The sequence below is a fragment of the Streptomyces sp. NPDC001536 genome (assembly GCF_042894505.1).
GTDB lineage: Bacteria > Actinomycetota > Actinomycetes > Streptomycetales > Streptomycetaceae > Streptomyces.
Genome location: NZ_JBIAVQ010000008.1, coordinates 68,357 through 88,965, shown reverse-complemented (window position 1 = coordinate 88,965; position 20,609 = coordinate 68,357). Strand labels below are relative to the sequence as shown.

The 20,609-nt window shown below is 72.5% G+C and carries 20 protein-coding genes; 7 read left to right on the top strand and 13 right to left on the bottom strand.

Annotated features, from left to right (window positions below):
• Position 1: 1 nt before the first annotated feature.
• Positions 2 to 985 carry a glutathione S-transferase family protein gene (locus ACFY0U_RS22335; protein WP_388638410.1) on the bottom strand — a complete coding sequence of 328 codons (984 nt, stop codon included), beginning with the start codon at positions 983 to 985 and terminating at the stop codon, positions 2 to 4.
• Here ACFY0U_RS22335 and ACFY0U_RS22330 point away from each other — a divergent pair.
• Positions 984 to 2,051 (top strand): cation diffusion facilitator family transporter, encoded by a 1,068-nt coding sequence (locus ACFY0U_RS22330; RefSeq protein ID WP_388638409.1) that lies wholly within the window; start codon positions 984 to 986, stop codon positions 2,049 to 2,051. The two genes, ACFY0U_RS22335 and ACFY0U_RS22330, sit on opposite strands and share 2 nt — an antisense overlap.
• Positions 2,052 to 2,129: 78 nt before the next feature.
• Here ACFY0U_RS22330 and ACFY0U_RS22325 read toward each other — a convergent pair whose 3' ends face one another.
• Positions 2,130 to 2,579: a nitroreductase family deazaflavin-dependent oxidoreductase gene (locus ACFY0U_RS22325; RefSeq protein ID WP_388638407.1), complete on the bottom strand. Its 450-nt coding sequence runs from the start codon at positions 2,577 to 2,579 to the stop codon at positions 2,130 to 2,132.
• Between the two features lie 185 nt (positions 2,580 to 2,764).
• Here ACFY0U_RS22325 and ACFY0U_RS22320 point away from each other — a divergent pair, with 185 nt between their 5' ends.
• A complete protein-coding gene (locus tag ACFY0U_RS22320; RefSeq protein ID WP_388638405.1) occupies positions 2,765 to 3,211 on the top strand; it encodes a nuclear transport factor 2 family protein in 447 nt (148 codons plus the stop codon).
• Positions 3,212 to 3,214: 3 nt separating this feature from the next.
• Here ACFY0U_RS22320 and ACFY0U_RS22315 read toward each other — a convergent pair whose 3' ends face one another.
• Positions 3,215 to 3,844, bottom strand: coding sequence for a LysE family transporter (locus tag ACFY0U_RS22315; RefSeq protein ID WP_388638978.1), 630 nt, complete (start codon positions 3,842 to 3,844; stop codon positions 3,215 to 3,217).
• 168 nt (positions 3,845 to 4,012) lie between these two features.
• The gene (locus ACFY0U_RS22310) at positions 4,013 to 4,570 is read right to left on the bottom strand and encodes a TetR/AcrR family transcriptional regulator (RefSeq protein WP_388638403.1); all 558 of its coding nucleotides are present in this window, start codon (positions 4,568 to 4,570) and stop codon (positions 4,013 to 4,015) included.
• A gap of 95 nt (positions 4,571 to 4,665) precedes the next feature.
• Between ACFY0U_RS22310 and ACFY0U_RS22305 the strand changes: the two genes are divergently transcribed.
• Together ACFY0U_RS22305 and ACFY0U_RS22300 are read left to right on the top strand one after the other, a co-directional pair.
• Complete coding sequence (locus tag ACFY0U_RS22305; RefSeq protein WP_388638402.1) at positions 4,666 to 5,124, top strand: DUF1348 family protein; 459 nt, start codon at positions 4,666 to 4,668, stop codon at positions 5,122 to 5,124.
• Positions 5,125 to 5,133: 9 nt separating this feature from the next.
• Positions 5,134 to 5,649: a flavoprotein gene (locus ACFY0U_RS22300; RefSeq protein ID WP_388638400.1), complete on the top strand. Its 516-nt coding sequence runs from the start codon at positions 5,134 to 5,136 to the stop codon at positions 5,647 to 5,649.
• Here ACFY0U_RS22300 and ACFY0U_RS22295 read toward each other — a convergent pair.
• The 5 genes from ACFY0U_RS22295 to ACFY0U_RS22275 form a co-directional block, all read right to left on the bottom strand.
• Positions 5,639 to 6,415 (bottom strand): MBL fold metallo-hydrolase, encoded by a 777-nt coding sequence (locus tag ACFY0U_RS22295; RefSeq protein ID WP_388638398.1) that lies wholly within the window; start codon positions 6,413 to 6,415, stop codon positions 5,639 to 5,641. The genes ACFY0U_RS22300 and ACFY0U_RS22295 overlap by 11 nt on opposite strands.
• A 57-nt stretch (positions 6,416 to 6,472) precedes the next feature.
• Entirely contained in the window at positions 6,473 to 7,270 is a 798-nt protein-coding gene (locus ACFY0U_RS22290) for an alpha/beta hydrolase (protein WP_388638397.1), read from the bottom strand.
• Positions 7,271 to 7,289: 19 nt separating this feature from the next.
• Entirely contained in the window at positions 7,290 to 8,114 is an 825-nt protein-coding gene (locus tag ACFY0U_RS22285; protein ID WP_388638395.1) for an alpha/beta fold hydrolase, read from the bottom strand.
• A 21-nt stretch (positions 8,115 to 8,135) separates the two neighbouring features.
• Complete coding sequence (locus ACFY0U_RS22280) at positions 8,136 to 8,960, bottom strand: alpha/beta fold hydrolase (RefSeq protein WP_388638393.1); 825 nt, start codon at positions 8,958 to 8,960, stop codon at positions 8,136 to 8,138.
• 98 nt (positions 8,961 to 9,058) lie between these two features.
• The gene (locus tag ACFY0U_RS22275) at positions 9,059 to 11,806 is read right to left on the bottom strand and encodes an AAA family ATPase (RefSeq protein ID WP_388638391.1); all 2,748 of its coding nucleotides are present in this window, start codon (positions 11,804 to 11,806) and stop codon (positions 9,059 to 9,061) included.
• A 236-nt stretch (positions 11,807 to 12,042) separates the two neighbouring features.
• Here ACFY0U_RS22275 and ACFY0U_RS22270 point away from each other — a divergent pair, with 236 nt between their 5' ends.
• Positions 12,043 to 13,011, top strand: a complete 969-nt coding sequence (locus tag ACFY0U_RS22270; RefSeq protein WP_388638389.1) for an aldo/keto reductase — start codon at positions 12,043 to 12,045, stop codon at positions 13,009 to 13,011.
• A gap of 67 nt (positions 13,012 to 13,078) precedes the next feature.
• Here ACFY0U_RS22270 and ACFY0U_RS22265 read toward each other — a convergent pair whose 3' ends face one another.
• Positions 13,079 to 13,885: a phytanoyl-CoA dioxygenase family protein gene (locus ACFY0U_RS22265; RefSeq protein ID WP_388638387.1), complete on the bottom strand. Its 807-nt coding sequence runs from the start codon at positions 13,883 to 13,885 to the stop codon at positions 13,079 to 13,081.
• A 63-nt stretch (positions 13,886 to 13,948) separates the two neighbouring features.
• On the opposite strand from ACFY0U_RS22265, the gene ACFY0U_RS22260 reads away from it, so the two are divergent.
• Together ACFY0U_RS22260 and ACFY0U_RS22255 are read left to right on the top strand one after the other, a co-directional pair.
• Complete coding sequence (locus ACFY0U_RS22260) at positions 13,949 to 14,863, top strand: helix-turn-helix domain-containing protein (protein WP_388638385.1); 915 nt, start codon at positions 13,949 to 13,951, stop codon at positions 14,861 to 14,863.
• A gap of 312 nt (positions 14,864 to 15,175) precedes the next feature.
• Entirely contained in the window at positions 15,176 to 17,062 is a 1,887-nt protein-coding gene (locus tag ACFY0U_RS22255; RefSeq protein ID WP_388638383.1) for an RICIN domain-containing protein, read from the top strand.
• A 9-nt stretch (positions 17,063 to 17,071) separates the two neighbouring features.
• On the opposite strand, the gene ACFY0U_RS22250 is transcribed toward ACFY0U_RS22255, so the two are convergent.
• The 3 genes from ACFY0U_RS22250 to ACFY0U_RS22240 form a co-directional block, all read right to left on the bottom strand.
• Entirely contained in the window at positions 17,072 to 18,328 is a 1,257-nt protein-coding gene (locus tag ACFY0U_RS22250; RefSeq protein WP_388638976.1) for an arsenic transporter, read from the bottom strand.
• A gap of 75 nt (positions 18,329 to 18,403) precedes the next feature.
• Positions 18,404 to 19,048 carry a DUF4232 domain-containing protein gene (locus tag ACFY0U_RS22245; RefSeq protein WP_388638381.1) on the bottom strand — a complete coding sequence of 215 codons (645 nt, stop codon included), beginning with the start codon at positions 19,046 to 19,048 and terminating at the stop codon, positions 18,404 to 18,406.
• An 80-nt stretch (positions 19,049 to 19,128) separates the two neighbouring features.
• The gene (locus ACFY0U_RS22240) at positions 19,129 to 20,457 is read right to left on the bottom strand and encodes a serine/threonine-protein kinase (RefSeq protein WP_388638379.1); all 1,329 of its coding nucleotides are present in this window, start codon (positions 20,455 to 20,457) and stop codon (positions 19,129 to 19,131) included.
• Positions 20,458 to 20,609: the final 152 nt, after the last annotated feature.

Below are 20,609 nucleotides of genomic sequence, written 5' to 3'. Positions count from 1 at the left end.
GTCAGTGTCGGTCCGGCGCCGGGTCCGGCGGTGTCCCGTCGCCGAACGGCCGGCCGCCCAGCTCCTCGCGGTGATGTGCGGTCAGCCAGCCCTCCGGGTCCGGCCCGAGCGGCACGATGCCGGTCGGATTGATCCCGGAGTGCACCTGGTAGTAGTGCCGTTTGATGTGGTCGAAGTCGACCGTGTCACCGAAGCCCGGTGTCTGGTAGAGGTCGCGGGCGTAGGCCCACAGCACCTGGTTCTCCGTCAGCTTCCAGAGGTTGCACTTGAAGTGGCCGTGGTAGACGGCGTCGAAGCGGACCAGGGTGGTGAACAGCCGGATGTCCGCCTCGGTGATCGTGTCGCCGACCAGATAGCGCTGCCGGGCCAGCCGCGGTGTCAGCAGCTCCAGGCGCCTGAAGACGCCCGCGCACGCCTCCTCGTACTCCTTCTGCCCGGTGGCGAAGCCCGCCCGGTACACACCGTTGTTGACGTCCTCGTAGACGTCCGCCATCACGGTGTCGATCTCGTCGCGCAGCTCCCTCGGGTACAGGTCCGGGGCGCCGTCCCGGTGCAGGGCCGTCCACTCGGTGGCGAGGTCGAGGGTGATCTGCTGGTAGTCGTTGGTGACCAGCTTCCCGCTCGGCACGTCCACGATCGCGGGCACGCTCACCCCGCCCGGGTGGCCGGGCTCGCGCCGCTCGTAGGCCTCGCTCAGAAAACGGATGCCGAGGACCGGGTCGCGGTCGTCCGGATCGAGGGTGAAGCGCCAGCTGCGGTCGTCCTGGATCGGGTCCGCGACGGCCAGTGACAGGGCGTCCTCCAGGCCGAGCAGCCGCCGCGACACCAGGGATCGGCTTGCCCACGGACAGGCCCGGCTGACGACGAGCCGGTAGCGGCCCGCCTCCACGGGCCATCCGTCACGGCCGTCCGCGGTGACGCGGTCGGTGAAATGGGCCTTGCACCGCTGGAACGTCTCGTTGCCGTACGCGCGGTTGCCGCTCATGCTGCCTCCTGCCTTGCGGGCACTCTCCCCACCGCGTTCCCAGTTTTCGGCGTGTGAGCCGCCCCGACCGGGGCAGTCGGCGGAGGTGAGCGTGACATCCACCGAGAACACCGAGAGCAAGGCGGACCGGCGGACACGGGTCACCGTGCTGGTCGCGCTCGTCGCCAACCTGGTGATCGCGGTCGCCAAGGCGATCGGCGGCCTGCTGGCGCACTCCCCGGCCCTGCTGTCGGAGGCGGCCCACTCCGTGGCCGACAGCCTCAACGAGGTCTTCCTCCTCGCCGCGCTGCGCCGCAGCCGCCGGCCCGCCGACCGGCACCATCCCTTCGGCTACGGCAAGGAGCGCTACTTCTGGTCGCTGCTCGCCGCCGTCGGCATCTTCGTGATGGGCGGCTGCTTCTCCTTCTTCCAGGGCGTCGAGGCCCTGCGGGGCGGCGCCGAGGAGAAGCTCAGCGGCTACGTCGCAGGCCTGATCGTGCTCGGGGTCGCGCTGCTGGCCGAGGGCGCCTCCCTGGTGCGGGCGCTGTACCAGATGCGCCGGCAGGGCGGCACCGTGGACGGCCTGCGCGACCCGGCCCTGCGCACGGTGATCGCCGAGGACGGCACGGCGGTCCTCGGCGTCACCCTCGCCATGACGGGCATGGCCCTGCACATGGTCACCGGGGAGGTCGTGTGGGAGGCGTCCGCGTCGCTGGCGATCGGGGCGCTGCTCGTCTTCGTCGCCTACCGGCTGGGCCGCGACGCACGCGACCAGCTGATCGGGGCCGCCGCCGACCCGGAGACCAGCGACCGGATCCGGTCCCTGCTGGCCGCGCAGCCCGAGATCGACAGCGTGGAGGCGCTGTTCACGATGCAGACGGGGCTGGAGTCCTGCCTGGTGGCCGCCCGGATCGACCTGATGCCGGGCATCGACAGCGAACGGGTCGAGGAGGTCGCCGTCCGGATCAAGCGGTCGGTCGCCGCCACCTTCCCCGAGGCGGACCAGATCTTCCTCGACATCACCGACCGGCCCGCCCGGGAGGCGCGAGAAAGCCCCGCCGCGACGGGGGAACGCGGCGGGGCCTGAGGCTCAGGTGCCCGGCGTCCGGAGCTTCATGCGTACCCGCCCAAGATTTTTACGCGAGGGCGGGGACGCGCGTCCGGATCAGTCCGTGTCGGCCGGTTCGAGCACGAAGACCGGGATCTCCCGGTCCGTCTTCTTCTGGTAGTCGGCGTACGGCGGATAGGCCGCCACCGCGCGCTCCCACCACTCGGCCTTCTCGGCGCCGGTGACCTCGCGGGCGGTCATGTCCCGCTTCTCCGGCCCGTCCTGGAGCTCCACCCGCGGGTCGGCCTTGACGTTGTGGTACCAGACCGGGTGCTTGGGCGCCCCGCCCAGCGAGGCGACCGCGGCGTACCGCCCGTCGTGCTCGACCCGCATCAGCGGAGTCTTGCGGATCTTGCCGCTCCTGCCACCCAGGGTGGTCAGAATGATGACGGGCATTCCCGTGTTCTGCAGGGTGGTGCCCTTGGTGCCGCCGGAGCTCTCGTACAGCTCCACCTGCTCGCGCACCCACCCGGTAGGACTGGGCTCGTACTCGCCCTCGAGAGGCATGACATCCGTCCCATCGTCGTCGTGTACTACGTCGTGCTCACTGATACCGACCTACAACACCTGAGTATCGAAGATTCATCCGTTCCGGGGGGTCGGGTTCGAACGGGCTTCATGACCTCGGAGGTAATCGCCCCGGGCCGGTCTCCGCGGGCACAGTGGGACCCGGCCCAAGGAGAGGACCAACGATGACCACCACCACCGCCACCGCCACCGCGACGACGACCCGTGCCGTGATCGAGGAACTGCTGCGGCGCATCGGCGCGGGCGACCCGGAGCGGATCGCCGAGCTCTACGCCGAGCAGGGCGACTGGAAGCTGAGCTGGCCGCGGGACGAGCACGACCGCCCCGCCACCCCGTGGATCCGGCACCGTTCCACCCGGGCGGACGCCGCCGCCCACTACCGCGAACTGGCCGCCCATCACGTCCCGGGTCAGGCGGCCACCGAGATCGAGCGGATCCTCGTCGACGGCGCCGACGCGGTGGTCCTCGGCGAGATCCGGCAGACCGCCCGGGCGACGGGGCGTGCCTATCGCGCCAGGTTCGCCCTGCACCTGACCGTCGAGGACGGACTGATCGTCCGCCACCACGTCTACGAGGACAGCCTCGCCGTCGCCCGCGCCTTCGCGCCGTGACCCTCACGACGGCACCATCATCCGCACGGCCAGCACCGTGATCACGCCGCTCGACACCACGGCCGTCACCAGCCGCCCCCGTCTGCCGGTCAGCACCCTGCCGAGCAGCGCGCCACCCCCGGCCAGCAGGAGCTGCCAGCTCGCGGACGCGAGGAAGGCCGCCACCACGAACACGCCCTGTTCCAGCGGCCGGACCGCGTCCGCGGTGCGGGTGCCGAGGACCAGGGCCGCGAAGTAGATCACGGTGGTCGGGTTGAGCAGGGTGATCCCGAGCAGCGCCAGATACGCCCGCGCGGGGCTCGGCGGAGGCGGGTCGGTGCGGGTGGCGAGCCGACGGCCGCGGTACTGGCGTACGGCGACGACCGCGCCGCGTGCGGCCAACGCGAGCAGCAGGAGGGCGGAGGCCCAGCGCAGCGGCCCGAGCGCCGGTCGCAGGGCGGCGGCGAGGGCGGAGCCGCCGACCGTGGCCAGCAGGGCGTAGAGCCCGTCGGCGGTCGCGACGCCGAGCGCCGCACAGACGCCGGTGCGCAGGGAGGTACGGGCGGTGAGGGAGACGAGATAGGTCGCGACCGCGCCGACGGGCACGGCGATGCCGTACCCCGCGAGCAGCCCCGCGACGAGCGCGGCGGTCACGACGTGGGAAGCGTCGGTCCCCACGGTCGGCCGGACTGCTGCTGGAACCGCACCGGACGAACGGCGGCGGTCAGCGGCAGAAGGGCATCGAAGGTAGGCATGGCCGGATTCTGGGGCGGACCGGGGGCCGCCGACAACCGAATTACGGAACCCGTCGGCCGAGCGGCCTCACCCCCGGGCGGCCGCCATCAGTGACCGGGCCGCCTCCCGCGCCTCCGCGGCCGGCCCGGTGCTCCGGTCGATCCCGGCCGTGACCATCGCCCCCTCGGCCAGCAGGAAGAGTTGGCCGGTCAGGGCGTCCGGGAGCCCGGCGGCCGCCACGAGACCGGCGAGAAAGGCGCGGAACGCCCCTTTGTGCGCCTGCACCTGGGCCGTCACCCGGGACGACGTCGCGCCCAGTTCGCCGTAGGAGTTGATCCACGCGCAGCCGCGGAACCCGTCCTCCCCGAACCACCGCTCCAGCCAGTCGAAGACGGCGAGGATCCGCTCCTGCGGGTCCTCGACGCGCTCCACGTACTCCGCGAGCCGCCCCCGCCAGCGCACGTCACGGCGCTCCAGATAGGCCTCCACCAACTGCTCCTTGGCGGGGAAGAGCTGGTACAGCCGCTTGAGCGAGACCCCCGACGTGCCGCGGATGTCGTCCATGCCGACGGACTGGATGCCCCGGCCGTAGAACAGCTCCTCGGCGGCGTCCAGTGCCTGCTCCCGGGCGGTCGCGCTGTCCATGCCGGGTCACTCCTTGACGTGAGAACGTGCGTTCTCCTACCGTAGCAGCCGTACCGGAGAACGCACGTTCTCCCTTTCTGGCCACGGAGGATGACATGACCGCCCGCCCGCCCCTGCCGCCCTTCACCCGCGAGACCGCCGCGCGGAAGGTGCAGGCCGCCGAAGACGCCTGGAACACCCGCGACCCGCACAAGGTGGCGCTCGCGTACTCCGAGGACTCGGTGTGGCGCAACCGCGGCACCTTCGTCACCGGCCGCGCGGAGATCGTCGAGTTCCTCACCGCGAAGTGGGCACGCGAGCAGGAGTACGCCCTGCGCAAGGACCTGTGGGCCTTCGACGGCGACCGCATCGCCGTCCGCTTCCAGTACGAGTGCCGGGACGCCGACGGCCAGTGGTGGCGCGCGTACGGCAACGAGCTCTGGGAGTTCGACGAGCACGGGCTGATGACCCGGCGCGAGGCGAGCATCAACGACGTACCGATCGAGGAGAAGGACCGCCGCATCCTCGGCCCGCGGCCCGGGACCGAGCGCGGGGAGACCTTCCCGCTTCAGTAGGGTCGGCGGGTGACCGAACAGGCCGAGAAACCCTTCCTCTACGTCGTCGTCTGCGCCGCCGGGATCGCCGCGGGCGTGGGTCAACTCATCACCGCCGCACAGGAACAGGGCTGGGAGGTCGGCGTCATCGCCACGCCCGTCGCGATGAACGGCTTCTTCGACACCGCCGCCGTCGAGGCGAGGACCGGCCGTCCGATCCGCTCCGCCTGGCGCACCCCGGCCGATCCGCGCCCCTTCCCGCCGCCGGACGCCGTGGTGGTCGCGCCCGCCACCTTCAACACCGTCAACAAATGGGCGGCCGGCCTCGGCGACACCCTCGCCGTCGGCACCCTGTGCGAGGCGTCCGGCCTCGGCGTCCCCATCGCCGTACTGCCCTGTGTGGCCGACGCGTTGGCCGCCCATCCCGCGTACCAGGACAGCCTGATACGGCTGCGGGGCATGGGGGTGCGGTTCGGACCGCCCTTCGCGGGGGAGCCGGGGGCTGAGTTCGGCTGGGAGCGGGCGCTGGACCTGCTCAGACGGTGAGCTGCCACGGAGTGCCGATGGGCAGCCAGCGCACCTGCGGGCCCTCGGCGAGCAGCTTCTCGGCGCTGCGCCGGCCCTCCTGGAAGTGCGACCAGCCCTCGTAGTGGACGGGCAGCACGGTGTGCGGTCGCAGCAGGCCGCACAGTTCCACCGCACGGGCCGCGGTCATCGTGTAGCGGACCGGGCCGGTCACCGGGAAACGCACACCGCCCAGGTGCAGCAGGGCGGTCCCCACGTCCACCCGGCGGGCGACCTCGCGCACGCCGTCGTAGAGGACCGTGTCGCCCGAGATCCACAGCGCCCCGTGCGACTGCCCCTGCCAGCTCAGCGCGAAGCCGGTCACCTCGCCGACGATCGGGCGGAGGAACCGGGGGCCGTGGCGGGCCGGGGTGGCGGTGACCTCGATGGTGGGGCGGTCCGGGGATTGGAGCCGCCAGGTCGTCCACGGGGTGAGTCCGCGTGCGCCGCCGCCCAGCCGACGGGCCCCGGACGGGGTCGTCAGGACGACGTCCGCCCTCGGCAGCAGGGCGCGACCCGCCGTGTCCAGGTTGTCGGCGTGATGGTCATGGGTGAGCAACACCGCGTCCAGCGGCGGGAGTTCGGCGGCCGCCACGGCCGGTCCCGCGGTCTTGCGCGAGGAGGTGCCCCAGCCGAAGGAGTAGCGGCGGCCCGGCGGGTCGAACGTCGGGTCCGTCAGCAGACACCAGCCGGCGACCTCGATCAACGTGGTCGGACCGCCGATGTGCGTGATACGGATCTCGGTCATACGACGGTCCCTTCCGCGGGTCCGGGGCGGTACGCGGCGACCGCCCCGGACGGTGGGCTACTTCGCGTGCGACACGGCCCAGTCGAGGGCGTGGTCGGCGACCTCCTCCCAGCCGGGCGCCGCGGGCAGCAGATGCGGGCGGCCCGCGAACTCCTTGACCTCGGTGACCGTGTTCGACTTGTAGTGCCTGGCGTTGGACTGCTGCACCTTGGGCGGCATCAGATGGTCCTGCTCGCCCGAGACGAACAACAGGGGCGCGCGGTCGTCGTTGTGGTAGTTCACGTACGTGCTCTGGTGGCCGGGCCGCAGTGTCGCCAGCGCGCTGTCCCAGAAGATGCTCCCGGACGCGGGGACCGCGTAGCGCTGGTACAGCGCCCGGGACTCCTCCTCCGGGAACGTGTTGGTGAAGGCGTAGTGCCACTGCTCGAAGGTCAGGCCGACCGCGCGGTGCCGGTTGGCCGGGTTCTTCAGCACGGGGAACGCCGCCTTGATCTGGGTCAGCGGCACCACCGCGACGCCTTCCGTGGGCGCCGAGTTGATGGCCACGCCCGCCGCCCCGAGCCCCCGGTCGAGCAGCAGCTGGACGAAGACGCCCCCTGCGGAGTGGCCGATCAGGACGGGCGGCTTGTCCAGGCCGCGGACCAGGGTCTCCAGGCTGTCCAGGATCTGCTGGACCGTCACCTTCTCGATCGGTGCCGGATCGGCGTTGAGCGACTCGACCTCCACCTCGAAGCCGGGATAGGCGGGGGTGAGCACGCGGTAGCCGCGCTTCTCGTAGTGGGCGGCCCACTGCTCCCAGCTCCGTGGGGTGACCCAGAAGCCGTGGATGAGGACGATGGTGTCCGGAGCGCTCATGGCTCCTCCTTCACAGGTGTCAGCGGGTGGCGCGGTACGCGGCCTCGATCTGCCGGACGACGGTGTCCGGACGCGACATCATCACGACGTGCGAGGCCCCCTTGACCTCGACGACCCTGCTCCCGGCGCGCTCGGCCATGAACCGCTGCACGGCGGGCGGGATGACCCGGTCGGCACCGGCGACGACGTACCACGACGGCAGGGACTGCCACGCCGGCACGCCGCTGGGGGAGCTCAACCCCAGCACACTGCCCGGGCGTTGGGACACCGCCATCACCCGGGTCAGCGAGCGCGGCAGGTCCTGGGCGAAGACGTCGTGGAACTTCGCCGGGTCGATGTAGCCGTCGGTGCCGGGTTCGCTGCTGCCGGGGATCGGGTACGGCCGGGTGACCAGCGCGGGCGGCAACTGGCTGCCGGGGAACCGGCCCGCCAGTTCCAGCGCGGTCTCGCCCTGGTCGGGCGCGAACGCGGCCACGTACACGAGCGCCTTGACGTTCGGGTTGGCGAGCGCGGCGTTGGTGATCACCTCGCCGCCGTAGGAGTGGCCCACCAGGATGACCGGGCCGGGGAACGTGGCGACCACGCTGGAGACGTAGGCCGCGTCCCCGGCGAGGTCGCGCAGCGGATTGGCCGGGGCGATGACGTCGTAACCCGCCTTGAGCAGCCGGCCACTGACCTCGTTCCAGCCGGAGGCGTCGGCGAACACGCCGTGCACGAGGACGACGGTCGGTCTGGGGCCGGAGGCGGCCGAGGCGGGCGTCGCCGCGGTGCCGACGGCGAGTGCGCCGCCCGCCGCGACGAGACCGCCGAGGACGCGACGGCGGGACTGGCTTTCGGAGACCATGCCTGGGGAATCCCTTCGGGGTCAGGAGTTGAGGAAGTCCAGCAGGTCGGCGTTCAGCTGGTCCTTGTGCGTGTCGGTGATGCCGTGCGGGGCGCCCGCGTAGACCTTCAGCGTGGCGTTCTTGATCCGCGCCGCCGACGCCTTGCCGCCCACCTCGAAGGGCACGACCTGGTCGTCGTCGCCGTGGACCACCAGCGTCGGGACGTCGAACGCGTCCAGGTCGGGGCGGAAGTCGGTCGCGGAGAAGGCCGCGACGCACTCGTAGGCATTGCGGTGTCCGGCCTGGAGCCCCTGCCGCCAGAAGGCGTCCCGAGTGCCCTGGGAGACATCGGCGCCGGGCCGGTTGTTGCCGAAGAACGGGCCGTCGGCCAGATCCCGGTACAGCTGCGACCGGTCGGCGAGCGAACCGGCGCGGATCCCGTCGAACACCTCGACCGGTACGCCGCCGGGGTTGTCGTCGGTCTTGAGCATGAACGGCGGTACGGCGGAGACGAGCACCAGTTGGGCGAGCCGGCTGGTGCCGTGCCGGCCCACGTAGCGGGCGACCTCGCCGCCGCCCGTGGAGAAGCCGATCAATGTCGCGTCCCGCAGATCGAGGGTGTCGATCAGGGTGGCGAGGTCGTCGGCGTAGGTGTTCATCTCGTTGCCGGTCCACGTCTGGGTCGACCGGCCGTGCCCGCGCCGGTCATGGGCGATGACACGGAACCCGTGGGAGGCCAGGAAGAGCTGCTGGGCCTCCCAGCTGTCGGAGTTCAGCGGCCAGCCGTGGCTGAGCACCACGGGACGGCCTAAGCCCCAGTCCTTGTAGAAGATCTCGGCTCCGTCGGCTGCGGTGACGTACGGCATGGGAGCGCTCCCGTCTGCGAGACGTTGTCCGGCGCCCCCGATCCTCGTTCGGCCGACGGTATTCCCGGACCCCGTGAAACGCGTAGTCGTGACCGGCCTCAGAGTCCCGGCGTCTCCCGAAGCTGCCGCCGGGACCGCACATCGAGCTTCCGGAAGATCTTCCGCAGGTGGTAGTCGACGGTGCTCGCGCTGATGAACAGCTGCGCGGCGATCTCGGCGTTGGTGGCACCACCGCGGGCGAGCCGGGCGATGGCCAGCTCCTGCGAGGTGAGGGCGCTCGACTCCCCGGCAGGCGCCCGGCCAGGGCTCTCCCCGGTCGCGGCCAGCTCCTGGGAGGCCCGCGCGGCGTACGCCGTGGCACGCATCGCGTCGAACAACTCCCAGGCGGTACGCAGCTGTTCACGGGCGTCCTTGCGGCGCTTGCGGCGGCGCAGCCACTCGCCGTAGTGGAGGTGGGTGACGGCGAGGTCGGCGCGGGCGCGGGTGGTGGACAGCAGGGCGATCGACCTGCGGTACAGGGCTTCGGCGTCGTCCGCGGTGGCGAGCAGGGCCTGGCAGCGGGCCAGCAGTCCGAGGCTCCAGGGGGTGTCGCTGGTCGTGGCCCGGGCGGCGAGGACGCGCAGGGTCGCGGTGGCCAGCACGCGGTCGCCGCAGCGGACGGCCGCCTCGATCAGCGGGGGGAGCAGCCGGGAGTGGAAGCCGATCAGGTCGTGCTCGGTCAGTTCGTGGGTGATGGTGCGGGCCCGGGCGTAGTCGCCCTGTCCCAGGGCGAGGATCACCATGCCGATCCGGGCGATGGACTCGACCGCCCCGTTGCCCAGCCAGGTGCCGGCCTCCATCGACCCGTGCAGGACGGCTTCGAGATCCGCCGTCTCGGCGCGCCAGGCCAGCAGCTCCGGATGGCGGTACAGCTCCCAGAGGTCCTCGGTGGCACCCATCGCCGTACGGATCTGGTGGCCCTGGGCGAACGCGTCGTCGGCCGTGGCCAGCTGGCCCAGGATCGTCTCGTGCATCACGGTGCAGTACAGGACGCTGTCCAGCTGGAACAGGGCCCCGGTGCGGCGGGCGACGTCCGCGGCCCGCTCCATGACCGCGCTCTGCGCCTGCTCGTCCCACAGCATCATCGACAGCGTGACGGTGGGCAGGTACGTGCGCAGCACCTCCTCGTCCGGGGTGGCGGAGTTCAGCACGTACGCGTGAGCGCGCCGCATGTGCGGCACCGCTGCCTCGTAGCCGTCGGTGACGAGGACGGCGAACGCCCGTAGCACCAGGTCGGGTCCGCCGGCGTCGGCCGTGCGCGGCAGCAGGTCGTCGATGGTGCGGGCGATCTCCCTCACCGTGGTGTCACGGATGAGGTGTTCGGCGGTGATGGCCCGGTCGACCGCCCGCAGCAGAGCCTCGCGGGCGAGGTCCGGGGCCCGGCCGGCGAGGGCCCGCGCGGCACGCAGGCACAGCGCCGGAGCCAGGGCGAACGATCCGGCGTCACCGAGGGCGAACACCGCATGGGCGCGGACCAGCAGCGCCCGCCCCCGCTCGGTGTCGTCCAGGAAGCCGATGTCGATCGCGTCGAGAAGCGCCTCCGCCTGGAGCGCCGCCCCGGCGGCCAGCGCCGCCTCGGCCGCGGCGAGCAGCCGTCCGGCGCGCAGCCCGCCCTCCGGCGTCAGTTCGGCCGCCCGGGTCAGAAAGGTGGCCCGGGCCGTGAATCCGCCCCGGGCGCCCGCCCGGTCGGCCGCGCGCTCCACCTCCGCGGCCACGGCGGTGGCCGGGCCGATCGCGGAGGCGGCGAGATGCCAGGCTCGCCGGTCGGTGTCCGCCGGTCGGTCGGTGACCTCGGCCAGCGCCTCGTGGGCCCGCCCCCGCTCGACGCTGGTGACTCCGCTGTACACCGCCGAGCGCACCAGCGGATGCCGGAACTCCACCGTGGAACGCACCGCCACCAGCCGTGCCGCCTCCGCGGGACCGGAAGCCTCGGGGCCGATCCCCAGCCGGCGCGCGGCGCCCGTGACATAGCCGAGGTCGCCGCCCGGCTCGGCGGCCGCGAGCAGCAGCCACATCTGCGAGGGCGTCGGCAGCGCACGCACCTGCCGCAGATAGTGCGCCTCCAACCGGCCGCCCACCGGCAGCGGTTCGGGCAGTGCCAGCGAGCCGGACAGCTGGTCGGCGGTCAGCTCCTGGCCGAGGTCGGCCAGCGCCAGCGGGTTGCCCGCGGTCGCCGCCACGATGCGTGCCGCGACCAGTGAGTCGAGCGGTCCGGCGACCGTCTCCCGCAGCAGCTCCAGGGCGAACGGCTCCTCCAGACCGGCGACTTCGGTGACGGGCAGCCCCGCGGGCGCCTCGAACCCCGTGCGTGCCGCGAACAGCAGCCCGACGCCCTCCGCGTGCACCCGCCGGCCCACGAACGCGAGCACCGTCAGCGACTCGTCGTCCAGCCACTGCGCGTCGTCCACACAGGCCAGCACCGGGCGCCGCTTCGCCGCCTCCGCGAGCAGGGTGAGGGTGGCGAGTCCCACCAGGAACCGGTCGGGGGCCGGCCCGTCGGCCAGCCCGCACGCCACCCGCAGCGCCTCGTGCTGGGTGACGGGCAGCGCGCCCGGTTCCTTGAGCCCGTCCAACACCGGTACCAGCAGCCGGTGCAGCGCGGCGAACGGGAACCCGGACTCCGACTCCACCCCCGCGACCCGCAGCACCCGCAGGTCGGCGCCCTCCGCGGCCGCGTGGTCGAGCAGTACGGTCTTCCCGACGCCGGCGTCACCGCGCAGCAGCATCACCCGGCTCAGCCCCTCGCGCAGGGCCGACACCAGGCCTTCGAGCTCTTTCCGTTCCCTGACCCGCCCCTTGAGGATCACGTGAACGCCCTTCAGGAAGGCCCGGTTGTGTGGGCACTCTGGAGTTTTTGTGAAGTCCGGTCATTCAACCAATTAGGGGCGAGGCGCGTCCCGGGAACGGCCCAGCATTCATGCGCCGGTTACCCGGCGCCCGCGGTGGCGCGATCCGGCGAGACGCTCGTGACACCTGGAACCCCACACGCACCGCGCGACGTACGCTCCCCTGCAAGACCATCCGGAAGGCGGGAGCAGCAACGATGCAGTACGTGAAGCTCGGTTCGACCGGCCTGGACGTGTCGCGGATCTGTCTGGGATGCATGACCTACGGCCTGCCCGACCGCGGCGTCCACGAGTGGACCCTCGACGAGGAGGCGTCCCGGCCGCTGATCCGCCAGGCGCTGGACGCCGGCATCAACTTCTTCGACACGGCCAACGTGTACTCCGACGGCACCAGCGAGGAGATCGTCGGCAAGGCGCTGCGGGACTTCGCGAACCGCGACGAGATCGTCCTGGCGACCAAGGTGAACGGCCGGATGCGGACCGGACAGAACGCCGCCGGACTGTCCCGGAAGGCGATCATGGCGGAGATCGACCACAGTCTGAGCCGTCTGGGCACCGACTACGTCGACCTCTACCAGATCCACCGCTACGACCCCCACACCCCCGTCGAGGAGACCATGGAGGCCCTCCACGACCTGGTCAAGGCGGGCAAGGTGCGCTACATCGGGGCGAGTTCGATGTATGCCTGGCAGTTCTCCAAGATGCAGTACACGGCCGAGCGGCACGGCTGGACGAAGTTCGTCTCCATGCAGAACCACTACAACCTCCTCTACCGCGAGGAGGAGCGCGAGATGCTGCCCCTGTGCGCGGACCAGGGTGTGAGCGCACTGCCCTGGAGCCCGCTGGCCCGCGGCCGGCTGACCCGGGACTGGGGCACCGTCACCGAACGCAGCGCCAACGACAACTTCGGCGGCCGCCTCTACCTGGAGAGCGACCGCACCATCGTCGAGGCGGTCACCCGCATCGCGACCGACCGAGGTGTCCCCCGCGCCCAGGTGGCCCTGTCCTGGCTCCTGCACCGGAACACGGTGGCGGCACCGATCGTGGGCGCCGCCAAACCGCACCACATCGAGGACGCGGCGGCAGCGGTGGAACTGGAGCTGAGCGAGAAGGAGATGGAGGAACTGGAGGAGCCTTATACGGCCCGTCCGATCGTCGGCCACTGAGGCGCGCCCCAAAGGGGCGCGGGGAACGGCGCGACCAGCCTCCACGCACCCGCAGCCGCGATACGACCTAGTGCGGCCCCTGCGGTGCGAACTCCGTACCGCACGGGCCCGCACCCTCACTCTCGGCCAAGGCGACGCGGTCACCCCGCATGGACACCGTCCGGTAGTACTCCCCGATCCGCTCGGCCGACCGCCCCACGTAGTGACCGATGAACGACCGCCGGAACCGCCCCTCCGAACGGTTCGGCTGCGACCCGTGCACCAGACTCCCGTTGAAGAACAGGACATCCCCCGGCGCCATGTCGACCGGCACCGCCGCCAGCCCCGCCGGCGGCGGCACGTACTCGCGCGCGAACGACACCCCCTCGTCGGCCTCCTCCGGGCAGAACAGGTCCATCCGGTGCGTCCCGGGCACGACCTCGAGCCCCCCGTTCTCCCGGTCGATGACATCGCACGCCACCCACGCCGCGACACACGTCCCCGGCTCGACCCGCAGATAGAAGTTGTCCTGGTGCAGCGCCTGCCCCCGTGCCCCCGGCGGCTTGAAGTAGAACATGCTCTGCGCGGCCAGCACCTCCTCGGCGAACAGCGTCTCCAGCACCTGCCGCAACCGCGCGTCGAGCAGTACGTCCCGGGCGAGCGCGTTGATCTCGTGCGGCTGCATCACCCGCGGGTACACCCCGAGCGGGTCCGCGCCGCCCCGCGGCTCGAAGTGCCCCGGCACCGCCCCGGCCGCGTGCAGCGCCGCGAACTCACCGCACAGCCGGTCGATCTCGTCGTATCCGAACAATCCCCGTACGACGGTGAACCCGTCCTCCTGGAACTCCCGCAGCCCGGACTCGGTCAGGATGGGGGTGCTGCCTGTGACTGTCATGCGTCCGCTCCTCGCTCGAATGCCCCTTGCATGTCACGCTAGGTCACCCCACGCCCCGGGAGGATGCCCGTGACCGCTGACGGACTGCCTGAAACTGCTGCGCCGGACGTGCCCGCGCCGCCGCCGGGCCTCGTGGTCGTCGGTCGTTTCGACGAGGCGCCGGGGTACGACATCAACCGGCCGCAGGGCTCGGCCAGTTGGCTGTTCACGTGGACCACGGGGGGCCAGGGGCGACTGCGGCAGGGCACGACCACCGCCCGGGCCGGTGCGGGGGACCTGGTCGTGCTCGCGCCGGGTGTCCCGCACGGCTACGGCGTCGCACCGGGCGCGCGGCACTGGCGGTTCTGGTGGGCGCACTGCCAGGCCCGGCCGTCATGGCTGCCCTGGCTGAGCCCGTACGACACCGGCGACGGCGTGCATGTCGTCGGCACGCACCCGGCCACCCCGCACGACCGGGTCGAGGCGGCGTTCCGCCGGATGCTCGTCGACGCCCGCCGGCCGGGCGCGGACAAGCCCGCGGCCGTCCCGGACGACCGGATCGCCGTGGCGTACGACACCGCCGCCCGTGAACTCGCCCTGTGCGCGCTGGAGGAGGTCGTCCTGCTCATGGCGGCCGGTGCGCGGGAGCCGACGCCCCGCCCCGGTCTCGACCCCCGGGTCCGCCGGGTCCAGGAGCTTCTCGTCGCCGACCCGGGCGCCGCGCACACCGTCGACTCGCTCGCCGCGCACGTCTCGCTGTCGCCCTCCAGGCTGGCGCACCTGTTCACCCGACAGGTCGGCGAGTCCCCGATGCGGGCGTTGCGCGAGGCGCGGCTGCGGCATGCCGCGCGGCTCCTCGAAGGCACCGGCCTGCCCGTGGAACGGGTCGCGGCGGCATCGGGCTTCGTGAGCCCCTTCCATTTCCACCGGGTCTTCCGGGAGCGATTCGGTATGACGCCCGGCGCGTACCGGGCGGGCGGCCCAATGGTTGGGGCGTGACGTGCGTAGACCGGCCGTACGCGCGGTGGAGTGGCCGTTCAATGGTTGGGGCCGACGCCTGGTGAAAATCGTTCTCCATAGCGGTGTCGATAAGGCGTCATGGATCTGTTCCAAGTATTGACGAGCCGTCAATAGAGCTGGCTACGAACGCAATGCACAAAACTGAATGATCTCTTGTTACATCTCGCTGACCTGTGCAAAGGTTATGCCTTGTCGGCGTGCAGACATTAGAATCCGCGCGCTCTTGACCGCTCCCGTACGTCCCCCACGCTTCACAAGAGCTGTCGTCGTCGGGACCGCATACCCCTTGGTATGGACTTAGCTTCGTATGCCCCCGAGAGGAATGCAGCCGTGAATGCCGACGCCACGGACGAACAACTCAGCGCTGAGCTGAAGAAGTGGACCGGGGCCGCGCCCGCGCTCCATCCCGTCGGTGAACTCCTCGACCGCCACTGGGAAGCGGCCTTCGCCTATGCCCGCCTGTGCACCGACAGCGCGCGCTCCGCCGGAATGCTCACGACCGCGGCATTCACCCGGCTCTTCGGCGAAACCCTGCGGCAGAACGGCCCCACGGCCGCCTGGCGTCCCCAACTGCTCGTCACCGTACGCCGGATCGCCGCGGAATGGGACGGCGACCGCAGACAGGAACAGCTCCACCCCGAACTGCGCTCCGGGACCGAGGACGGGGACCGCGCCGCGGCCCGTCTGCTGCCGCCCGCCGAACGGCGGCTGCTGTCCGGCGCGTTCCAGCGGCTGCCCCAGTCGGCCCGCTGTCTGCTGTGGCACAACGAGGTCGAGGCCGAACCGCTGTCGGTTCCGGCCTCCCTGCTGGGCCTGGACGAGGAGGACGCGGGCGTCGAACTGCGCCGCGCCCGGGAGCGGTTGCGCGAGGAGTGCCTCCATGTGCACCGCGAACTCGCCCCGGAACAGGAGTGCCGCAGCTACGTCAGGATGCTGGACGTCACCTTCCGGCGCGGCGGCGTCGACGTCGACCCCGATCTGCGCGCACACCTGGACCGCTGCAAGCACTGCCGCGACACCGCCGACCAACTGCACCAGTTCAACGACGGCCACCTCGGCGTCGCCCTGGCGGAAGCGGTGCTCGGCTGGGGCGGCCGCGCCTACGCGGAGTCCCGCAGATCCGTGCGGGAGGAGCCGGTCCAGGCGCCCGAGCAGCCGCAGGCCCCGCCCGTGGCCGTCGCGGGCGAGCCCTTCTTCGACGTGACCCCCGCCGCCCCGCGCGCGGCCCGCCGGGCCTGCCCCTCCCGCACGGCACGCAAGGCTGCCCGCCGCGCCGCCGCCCGGCGCCGCAACCTCACCGCCGCGGTCCTCGCCGTCAGCGGGCTGGTCGTCCTGCCCCTGGTCCTGTGGTCGGCCCTCGGTGGCGGGGACGACACCACCTCGGCCGGCGGCGCCCAGGCCTCCGAGACCCCGGACACCGGAGCGGGCAGGTCCACCTCCGACTCCTCGTGGGTCGGCTCCGGCAAGGACGTGGAGGGCACGCTGCGCGGCCGGCTGCACAACGTCGACTCCGGGCTCTGCATCGGCGTCGTCGGCAAGAAGGCCGTCAAGGACGCGGAGACCGAGGTCACCCAGTGCTCCTCGAAGACCGACCAGCAGTGGACGTACGAGACGAACGGAACGCTGCGCAGCGTCGCGGACCCCGACCTGTGCCTGGACTCCCACCTCGGCTACTCGGTGCGGCTGGCCCCGTGCACCGGCACCGGCAAGGCCGAGACCAAGAACATCCGCTACGACTTCACCCTCCAGGGCAACCTGGTGCCGCGCTGGGACCAGGACCTGGCCCTGACCCCCGCCGCCACCGACGGCACGGGCGCCCTCGTCCTCAAGTCCCGCGACGACATCGCCGTCCAGCGCTGGGTGTTCGACACCTCCAAGACCGACCTCCAGATGGAGGTGGTCAACTGGGACGCGCAGGTCGGCACCACGAAGCAGGCGCCCGTCGCGCGCCCCACGCCCACACCCACACCCACGCCGACGAAGAAGGCCTCACCGGCACCGGCACCGTCCCCGAGTCCCTCGACCACCCAGCCGACCCCGCCGGGCCCCTACCCCGGCGGCGCGCCCTGCTACGGGTACTACTGCTCCTGGGACGGCCAGTACGGCAACGGCTACGGCGGCGGGTACGGCTACGGCTACGGCGGTTACGGCTACGGGGGATACGGCGGCCGGCGCTGACCGCCCCGCTCACACCCCGACGACCTGGAGCGACACCCACAACGCCAGCGTGGCCGGGACCAGCGCGGCCGGGACGGCGAGCAGACCGAGCCGGGTGAACTCCCCGAGCCCGACCTCGTGCCCGTGCCGCTGCACGATCCGCCGCCACAGCAGGGTGGCGAGCGAACCGGCGTACGTCAGGTTCGGGCCGATGTTCACCCCGATCAGCACCGCGAGGACCGCCCCGGGACCGGCCGCGGCGGTCAGCGGCAGCAGGACCAGCACCGCGGGCAGGTTGTTGATCAGGTTGGCCAGGACGGCGGCCAGCGCGGCGATCCCGAGCAGCGCCACCAGTCCCGAGCCCTCGGGCAGGACCTGCCGCAGCGCGTCGGCGAGCCCGTTGTCGACGACCGACCGCACGACGACGCCGAGCGCCAGCACGAACGCCAGGAACCCCGGAGCGGCGGACCGCACCACCGTGAGCGCGGTGGCCTGCCGGCGCACGAGCGCCCGCCCCGCCAGCACCAGCGCGCCCACGAGAGCCACCCACGCCGGCTCGACACCGACCGCGGACGCCACGACGAACCCCGCCAGCGTGCAGCCCACGGTGACGAGCGCGAAGACCGGCAGTTCGGGCGTCTGCCCGGTGTCGGACCGGGTCACGGCGGCTTCGAGGTCGTCCTCGAAGAAGCGCCGGAACACCAGATACTCGGCGCCGATCGCGACCAGCCAGGGCAACGCCATCAGCGCCGCGAACCGGGTGAAGCTCAGCCCGCTCGCCTCGAACGCCAGCAGGTTGGTCAGGTTGGACACCGGCAGCAGCAGCGACGCCGTGTTCGACAGGTGCGCACAGGCATAGAGGTGCGGCTTGGCCCGGACACCGCTGCGGGCCGCGGTGGCCAGCACGACCGGCGTCAGCAGCACCACCGTGGCGTCCAGACTGAGCGCGGCCGTGATCGCCGACGCCAGCGCGAACACCGCGGTCAGCAGCCGGCCCGGGCGCCCCGCGGAGCTGCGGGCCATCCACGCCCCGCAGGCCCGGAAGAGTCCCTCGACATCGCAGAAGTGCGCGAGGACCAGCACCGCGGCCAGGAAGCCGACCACCGGTCCGAGCCGCTCGACCTCCGCCCAGGCATGGTCCGGGGAGATCGCCCCGGTCGCGATCACCAGGCCCGCCGCCGGGACCGCGAGCACCGCCTCCGGCAGGCCCTTCGGGCGGACGACGGCCCACGCGAGCACGGCGGCGAGCAGGGCTATGGACAGGGTCTCGGCGAGCGGGGTGTTCAGGACGGGTCCTTCGGGGCGTGGTCGTGCGGGGCCCCTCCATGAGAACAGGCCGAGGTAAGAGCCCCGGTCACCGGGTCAGGCGCCGGGCCCCTGGTCGAGGACCGTGATGAACACCGTGGACTCGTTGCCGGACACCGGCACCTCACCGGCCGACCACGCCACCTTCAGCGGCTCCCGCTCGTCCGGCGGGGTCACCAGCAGCGCGTCCGGGTTGGCGGTGCGGGCCCCGCTGATCTCCGGGTTGGAGAACGTGATCCCCGACCACGCGTTCTGCCCCGGCGCCAGCTTCACGGTGACCGGCGTGCCGGGGGTGCGCTTGGGGTCCTGACCCAGCTGTTCGCCGGAGGCGTCGACGAACGCGGCGCCCGGATATCCGCGGACGGTGCAGGTACGGGACGAGGTGTTCGTCAGGATCACGGGGAAGTTCTCCTGCCCCGCCCCCGGGTCGTTGCGGCCGAGCGTGGCCTCCAGCTGGGAGGTGCGGCAGCGGGCACCGCCGCTGGGCGTGGCGGACGGGCTGGGGGCGGGGGAGGGCGTCGCGGCTGTGGCGGTCGGCTCCGCCGAGAGGGTGCCCGTCGTCCCGTCGCTGGTGGCCGGGGCGGCCGTGCCGGGCAGTGTCCGCGGCGCGGACGCGGAGTCACCGCCGTCACCGCAGGCGGTCAGCAGGCCCAGCAGCGCGGCCGCACTCACGAACAGAGCCGAGCGGTACGTCTTCACCATGACTCTCCACACTCCTCGTACGGCGCGGTGTGCCCCGTCATGAAGGTCCGATGCGGCCGCGGCCGGAAAAGTTCGCGCGTTCAGCCCCCGACCCGGACCGAGCCGAGGACCCGCCGGATGCCGGACGGCTCGCCCTGCTGCCGGATCTGGACGTACACCTGCGGCTGCCCGCCACCGTCCGGGGGAGTCAGCCCGGCCTCGACGACGGAACCGCCGCCCGGGCAGTGGCTCCACGTACGGACCCTCCCGTGCCACACGGACAGGGTGTGGTCGCGGGCCCCGGCGTAGTGACAGCCGGGATGGGCGAGGGCGTTCACCAGAGCCGTCACATCGCCCTGCCCGACCATGCCGACGAACACTCCGTCGACGTCCGCGCCGAGGTCCTGCCACCGCGCCAGGTCGTCCGCGACGGCGAACCCCGGCTGACGACCGGCGGGCAGCCCCAGCACACCCGGATCCCACCCGGAGCCGCGCACCTGACCGGCCCAGGTGGCGGGAACCGTGGCCACGACCCGGCCGGTGGCGTCCTCGATCCGCAGCTCGGTCGGCGCCGACCCCTGGTCCCTCAGTACGAAAGCCACACCGGCCAGAGCCACCCCGGCCGCCAGACCGAGCCACCGGTGGCGCCGTCGCCGGGGCCTCGGGCCCGCCGCCAGCCGCTCCAGCTCCTCGGCGAAGGCCCGCGCATCGGGCCGGCGCCGCCCCCGGTCCGGCCGCAGCGCCCGCATCAGGGCCCGCCGCACGCCGGGCTCCAGGCCCGGACGCAACCGGTCCGGCCGTACGACCTGCCCCGGCGCGCCCGGCACGGTACCGGTGACCAGGTGATAGCCGACCGCGCCCAGGCCGTACACATCGGCCCGCGCGTCGATGCCCGCACTCGGTTCCGCCTGCTCGGGCGGCCGGTAGCCCGCCGGACCGGCGGCCAGGGTCTTGGCCGGCCCGAGATCGGCGAGCAGGACCTCCCGGGCGCCGTCCGGGCCGGTGCGGAGCAGCAGGCTGGACGGCTTGACGTCCCCGTGCACCATCCCCGCCTCGTGCAGCGCGGCCGCGGCACGGGCCGCCAGCGCGGTGAGCCGCAGCGCCTCAGGGACAGGGAGCGGGCCGTCGTCGAGCAGGTCGGCGAGGGTGCCGCCGTCGGCGTACTCCATCACGAAGTACGGTCTGCCGTCGGGCAGTTCGCCGATGTCGTGGATCTGCACCACCCGCCGTGAACCGGCCCGGCGCAGCAACCAGGCCTCGGACAGGAAGCGTTCGCGGATGTCCAGCCGGTGCGACCAGTTGTCGGCGAGCACCTTCACGGCGACCGGCGCGTCGAGCGAGTCGTCGTGCGCGAGCCACACCGTCCCGAACGCGCCCGTGCCCAGGGGGCGTTCGATCCGGTAGCGGCCGATGCGCTCGACGGAGTGCATACGACCATCATGCCTGCCCCGCGATCCACAGCGAGGGGAGCGCCGCGTGCGGTCCTCGACCGAGGAGCTCACCCTGCGCGCCGCGGCGGGTGAGCGGGCCGGCGTCCCGCTCGGCACCCTCAGGTCACGGCTTGACGAGGCGCCTGAGCGCC

What these genes read in the sequence shown, in the direction of transcription:
- ACFY0U_RS22330 (WP_388638409.1), top strand. Translation starts at nt 984, where the DNA reads ATGCTGCCTCCTGCCTTGCGGGCACTCTCCCCACCGCGTTCCCAGTTT.
- ACFY0U_RS22335 (WP_388638410.1), bottom strand. Translation starts at nt 985, where the DNA reads ATGAGCGGCAACCGCGCGTACGGCAACGAGACGTTCCAGCGGTGCAAG.
- ACFY0U_RS22325 (WP_388638407.1), bottom strand. Translation starts at nt 2,579, where the DNA reads ATGCCTCTCGAGGGCGAGTACGAGCCCAGTCCTACCGGGTGGGTGCGC.
- ACFY0U_RS22320 (WP_388638405.1), top strand. Translation starts at nt 2,765, where the DNA reads ATGACCACCACCACCGCCACCGCCACCGCGACGACGACCCGTGCCGTG.
- ACFY0U_RS22310 (WP_388638403.1), bottom strand. Translation starts at nt 4,570, where the DNA reads ATGGACAGCGCGACCGCCCGGGAGCAGGCACTGGACGCCGCCGAGGAG.
- ACFY0U_RS22305 (WP_388638402.1), top strand. Translation starts at nt 4,666, where the DNA reads ATGACCGCCCGCCCGCCCCTGCCGCCCTTCACCCGCGAGACCGCCGCG.
- ACFY0U_RS22295 (WP_388638398.1), bottom strand. Translation starts at nt 6,415, where the DNA reads ATGACCGAGATCCGTATCACGCACATCGGCGGTCCGACCACGTTGATC.
- ACFY0U_RS22290 (WP_388638397.1), bottom strand. Translation starts at nt 7,270, where the DNA reads ATGAGCGCTCCGGACACCATCGTCCTCATCCACGGCTTCTGGGTCACC.
- ACFY0U_RS22285 (WP_388638395.1), bottom strand. Translation starts at nt 8,114, where the DNA reads ATGGTCTCCGAAAGCCAGTCCCGCCGTCGCGTCCTCGGCGGTCTCGTC.
- ACFY0U_RS22280 (WP_388638393.1), bottom strand. Translation starts at nt 8,960, where the DNA reads ATGCCGTACGTCACCGCAGCCGACGGAGCCGAGATCTTCTACAAGGAC.
- ACFY0U_RS22270 (WP_388638389.1), top strand. Translation starts at nt 12,043, where the DNA reads ATGCAGTACGTGAAGCTCGGTTCGACCGGCCTGGACGTGTCGCGGATC.
- ACFY0U_RS22265 (WP_388638387.1), bottom strand. Translation starts at nt 13,885, where the DNA reads ATGACAGTCACAGGCAGCACCCCCATCCTGACCGAGTCCGGGCTGCGG.
- ACFY0U_RS22260 (WP_388638385.1), top strand. Translation starts at nt 13,949, where the DNA reads ATGCCCGTGACCGCTGACGGACTGCCTGAAACTGCTGCGCCGGACGTG.
- ACFY0U_RS22255 (WP_388638383.1), top strand. Translation starts at nt 15,176, where the DNA reads ATGGACTTAGCTTCGTATGCCCCCGAGAGGAATGCAGCCGTGAATGCC.
- ACFY0U_RS22245 (WP_388638381.1), bottom strand. Translation starts at nt 19,048, where the DNA reads ATGGTGAAGACGTACCGCTCGGCTCTGTTCGTGAGTGCGGCCGCGCTG.
- ACFY0U_RS22240 (WP_388638379.1), bottom strand. Translation starts at nt 20,457, where the DNA reads ATGCACTCCGTCGAGCGCATCGGCCGCTACCGGATCGAACGCCCCCTG.